Origin of the sequence: Mesorhizobium sp. M7A.F.Ca.CA.004.06.1.1 (assembly GCF_003999135.1) — a bacterium.
In the GTDB taxonomy this organism is placed as follows: Bacteria; Pseudomonadota; Alphaproteobacteria; order Rhizobiales; family Rhizobiaceae; genus Mesorhizobium.
The window spans coordinates 1-4,586 of the sequence record NZ_RZPQ01000484.1; the positions used below are offsets into that span (position 1 = coordinate 1).

The window sequence follows — 4,586 nt, forward strand, 5'->3', positions numbered from 1 at the left end:
GCTCCGGCGGCGAGGCCTCTGTCATGGCCGACAGCGCCGAAGGGCGCTGGGTCAATTTCCCTGTGCTGACCGACAGCCACCGCGCCCATGTCAAATCGACGCTCGGGCCGCTGGTCGCGGTCGCCAATCCCTTGGACTATCACACCTTCATCTGGAACAACGAGCCGGCGATGACCGCCACCTTCACCGCAATGGTGTCGGGCGGCTTCGACCTCAACATGCTGGTGCTGGATTTTCCGCGACCTGATCGTTGTTCGGTCACCGATTGGTGGGCGACGCTGCGCGCCTTCGAATCGGCGCTGAAGACCAACAAGGCGCATGGCGCGATCGTCTCGTCGCTGCCGGAAAACCTGCCGGAGGAGTACACCGCCGAACTGATGGCGCGCGGCATGGTGCCGTTGTTCGGCATTTCGGAAGCCATGGATGCCGCCGGGGCGGCGGCCTTCATCGGCTGGGCTTGGGCCGAACCGCAGGCGCAGCCGATCGACACTTCTGCTGCCGGTGCGCCTGGTGGCGACCATGTCACGCCCGACGAGGCCGAAGCAAAATCGCGGCTGATCAAGGCCGGCCTGCCGGTGCCGAAAGGCGAACGGGCCGCCAATGCGGTCGAGGCGGTGATTTCGTCGATGGCGCTCGGCTTTCCCGTCGCACTGAAGGCGCTCGGCGTCAGCCACAAATCCGAAGTTGGCGCCGTCAGGCTCAACCTCAGGGATGCCGAATCCGTCAGCACCGCGGCGCATGACCTCTTGCCGCTCGGCACCGGGCTCTATGTCGAGCGCATGGTGCGCGACGGTGTCGCCGAGCTCATCGTCGGCTTCACCCGCGACCCGATGTTCGGTGCGGTGATGACCTTGGGCACCGGCGGCGTGCTGGTCGAATTGTTGCGCGACAGCGTCACGCTGATGCTGCCGGCGACGCGCGACGATATCGAGGCGGCGCTGCGCGGCCTGAAACTGTTCCCGCTGCTCGAGGGCTATCGCGGCCGGCCAAAAGCCGATGTCGCGGCTGCCATCGATGCCATTTCGGGCATTGCCGCCTTCGTGCAGCAGAATGCCGGTGAGATCGAGGAACTCGACATCAACCCGCTGATCGTCTGCAGCGAAGGCAAGGGCGCCTGGATCGCCGACGCACTGCTGGTGCTGGGAGAGAACAAGAATGTCTGACGTCATTTCGACCCGCCGCGAGGGCACCATCCTCGAGGTCACCCTCGACCGGCCCAAAGCCAACGCCATCGACCTGAAGACCTCTCGGCTGATGGGTGAGACCTTCAAGGCATTCCGAGACGATCCGGAATTGCGCGTCGCCATCGTCAAGACCGCCGGCGACAAGTTCTTCTGTGCCGGCTGGGACCTCAAAGCCGCTGCCGGCGGCGATGCCGTCGATGGCGACTATGGCGTCGGCGGCTTTGCCGGGCTGCAAGAATTGCGCGACCTCAACAAGCCGGTGATCGCTTGCGTCAACGGCATGGCGGTCGGCGGCGGCTTCGAGCTGGCGCTGTCCTGCGACCTCATCTATGCCTCCGATCATTCCTCCTTCGCGCTCCCCGAAATCCGCGCCGGCACGCTGGCCGACGCGGCAACGATCAAACTGCCGAAGCGCATCCCCTACCATGTCGCCATGGACCTTCTGCTGACCGGCCGCTGGATGGATGTGGCCGAGGCGCATCGCTGGGGCCTGGTCAACGAAGTGCTGCCCAAGGAGAAGCTCGAGGACCGTGTCTGGGAGATCGCCCGGCTGCTCGCAGGCGGCCCGCCGCTGGTCTTTGCAGCGATCAAGGAGACCGCGCGTGTGGCCGAGGCGCTGACCTTCCAGGACGCCATGAACAAGGTGACCCGCCGCCAGCTGCCGACGGTCGATGCCCTCTACGGCTCCGAGGATGGCATGGAGGGTTTTCGCGCTTTTGCGGAGAAGCGTGAGCCGGTTTGGAAGGGGAAGTAGTGGATACCGCCGGAACGATGGCGCTTACCCCCCTCTGGCCTGCCGGCCATCTCCCCCTCAAGGGGGGAGATTGGCAGCTTCGATCTCTGCACTCTTCTTGCGACGCAGAAGGTTGGCGAAAGTTTTCGCAACATCCGATCTCCCCCCTTGAGGGGGAGATGTCCGGCAGGACAGAGGGGGGCGCCCTGGCTCAGCCTTGGGCGCCTTTCCAGCACCCATGACCGATTACAAAACCCTCATCGACGCCGAGACCTGGGCGTTCATAGAGCGGACCAATTCTTACTATCCGCCCGACACGATCGACTACACGATCGCGCAGCAGCGCGGGATCTATGACCGCATGTGCCGCGAATTCTTTGCCGGCTATCCCGAAGGCGTGGCGGTCGAAACCTCAGCCATTGCGACGCCCACGCACGACATCCCGATCCGCACCTACCGAAGCACACACAAAGCTGCGGTGACGGTGCTCTATGTCCATGGCGGCGGCTTCATCCTCGGTGGGCTGGACAGCCACGACGATGTCTGCGCCGAGCTCTGTGCCCGCACCGGCTATGAGGTGGTCTCGGTCGATTATCGGCTGGCGCCGGAGCATCTGCATCCGGCGGCCTTCGACGATGCGATGAGCGCCTTCGAATGGGCCGCCGCCAATCGCGATCATTCTATCGTGCTGTGCGGCGACAGCGCCGGCGGCAATCTCTGCGCCGCCGTCAGTCACGCCACGCGTGACCGTTCGAAAAGGCCGTTTGGCCAGGTGCTGATCTATCCCGGCCTCGGCGGAGACCGCGCGAAAGGCTCCTATGTCAAGCACGCCGAAGCGCCGATGCTGACCGTGCGCGATCTCGAATTCTACAAGCACATCCGCACCAGCGGCGTGGATAGGACCGGGGACATCACGCTGTCGCCGCTCGCCGACACCGACTTCTCCAACCTGCCGCCGACAGTACTGATCACCGCCGAGTGCGACCCGCTGTCGTCGGATGGCGAGAGCTATCACGACCTGGTCGTGGCGGCGGGCGGACGCGCAACCTGGTTCGAGGAAACGGGGCTGGTGCATGGTTATCTCCGAGGCCGGCACACGGTCGGCCGCGCCCGCGCAAGCTTCACCCGGATCGTCGATGCGGTGACCGCGCTTGGACAGGGCGATTGGCGCTGGTGATCGCGGCTGGACTCTGAGGACCGACCGGCCCCGGCTCATCCCACCGAAGCGGCCGCCGCACGACCGGCGCTGCGGCCGGAAAAGATGCAGCCGCCGAGGAAGGTGCCCTCAAGCGCCGCATAACCATGCACACCGCCGCCGCCAAAACCGGCGGCTTCGCCGACGGCGTAGAGTCCCGCAACAGGCTGGCCATCGGCACCCAGCACGCGGCTGTCGAGATCGGTCTGCAGGCCGCCCAGCGTCTTGCGGGTCAGGATGTTGAGGCGCACCGCTATCAGCGGGCCGTTTGCCGGATCGAGCATCTTGTGCGGCTTGGCCGTGCGGATCAGCCGGTCGCCGAGATAGGCGCGCGCCCCGCGCAGAGCGGTGATTTGCATGTCCTTGGAGAACGGGTTGTTGAGCTGCCGGTCGCGGGCGCGCATTTCGCGCTCGACCTGGGCTACCTCAAGAAGCGGCTCGCCGCCGGCCAGCGCGTTCATGCGCGCGACCAGCGTCGGCAAGTCGGCCTCGACGATGAAATCCTCGCCCTTCTCCATGAACGCCTTGACCGGGCCCGGAATGCCCGATGTGGCGCGGCCGAGCACCTGGCGCCAGCTCTTGCCGGTCAAATCGGGGTTCTGCTCGGAGCCCGACAGCGCGAACTCCTTCTGGATGATCTTTTTGGTCAGGATGAACCAGGAATAATCGAAGCCGGTGCTCATGATGTGGGAGAGCGTGCCCAGCGTGTCGAAACCGGGATAGAGCGGCATCGGCAGGCGCTTGCCGCGCGCATCGAGCCACAGCGATGACGGGCCGGGCAGGATGCGGATCGCATGATCGGTCCAGACCGGCGCCCAATTCTTGATGCCCTCGACATAGTGCCACATGCGGTCACGGTTGATGATCGAACCGCCGGCCCGTTCCGTGATCGCCAGCATGCGGCCGTCGACATGATCGGGCACGCCGGTGATCATGCGCTTCGGTGCGGCGCCCAGCCGTTTGGGCCAATTCTCCCGCACCAGTTGATGGTTGGCGCCGATGCCGCCGGAGGCGACGATCACCGCTTGCGCGTGAAGCTCGAAATCGCCTGATATTTCGCGCGAACTCTTGTGGCCGCGCTCGACATCGCTGGGCTGCAGGATGTCGCCACGCACACCTGTCACAACAGCACCCGTCCGCGTCAGTTCATTGACGCGGTGGCGGAATTTGAAACTGATCAATCCGCGCTTTTGGGCCTCGCGCACGCGCTGGGCGAACGGTTCGAGCACACCGGGGCCGGTGCCCCAGGTAATGTGAAAGCGCGGCACCGAATTGCCGTGGCCGATTGCATTGCCGCCGCCCCGCTCGGCCCAGCCGACCACAGGAAAGAATTTCAGGCCGCGCTGCATCAGCCAGGAGCGTTTCTCGCCGGCGGCGAAACCGACATAGGCTTCCGCCCATTTGCGCGGCCAGAAATCCTCCGGCCGATCGAAAGCCGCGGTGCCCAGCCAGTCTTCCAACGCCAGGTCATGCG

The 4,586-nt window shown here is 65.3% G+C and carries 4 protein-coding genes; 3 read left to right on the top strand and 1 reads right to left on the bottom strand.

What is annotated here, in order from left to right; all coding sequences use genetic code 11:
- The 3 genes from EN906_RS23950 to EN906_RS23965 form a co-directional block, all read left to right on the top strand.
- Positions 1-1,163: acetate--CoA ligase family protein (locus EN906_RS23950; protein ID WP_164777314.1), on the top strand; the 1,163-nt coding region annotated here is incomplete at its 5' end.
- Complete coding sequence (locus EN906_RS23955) at positions 1,156-1,938, top strand: carnitinyl-CoA dehydratase (protein ID WP_127270028.1); 783 nt, start codon at positions 1,156-1,158, stop codon at positions 1,936-1,938. The genes EN906_RS23950 and EN906_RS23955, both read left to right, overlap by 8 nt.
- Positions 1,939-2,155: 217 nt before the next feature.
- On the top strand, positions 2,156-3,094 hold the full coding sequence (locus tag EN906_RS23965; protein ID WP_127270026.1) for an alpha/beta hydrolase: 939 nt from the start codon (positions 2,156-2,158) through the stop codon (positions 3,092-3,094).
- Positions 3,095-3,129: 35 nt separating this feature from the next.
- On the opposite strand, the gene EN906_RS23970 is transcribed toward EN906_RS23965, so the two are convergent.
- On the bottom strand, positions 3,130-4,586 hold a 1,457-nt coding region (locus EN906_RS23970), incomplete at its 5' end, for an FAD-binding dehydrogenase (protein ID WP_127375427.1).

What these genes read in the sequence shown, in the direction of transcription:
- EN906_RS23965 (WP_127270026.1), top strand. Translation starts at nt 2,156, where the DNA reads ATGACCGATTACAAAACCCTCATCGACGCCGAGACCTGGGCGTTCATA.
- EN906_RS23955 (WP_127270028.1), top strand. Translation starts at nt 1,156, where the DNA reads ATGTCTGACGTCATTTCGACCCGCCGCGAGGGCACCATCCTCGAGGTC.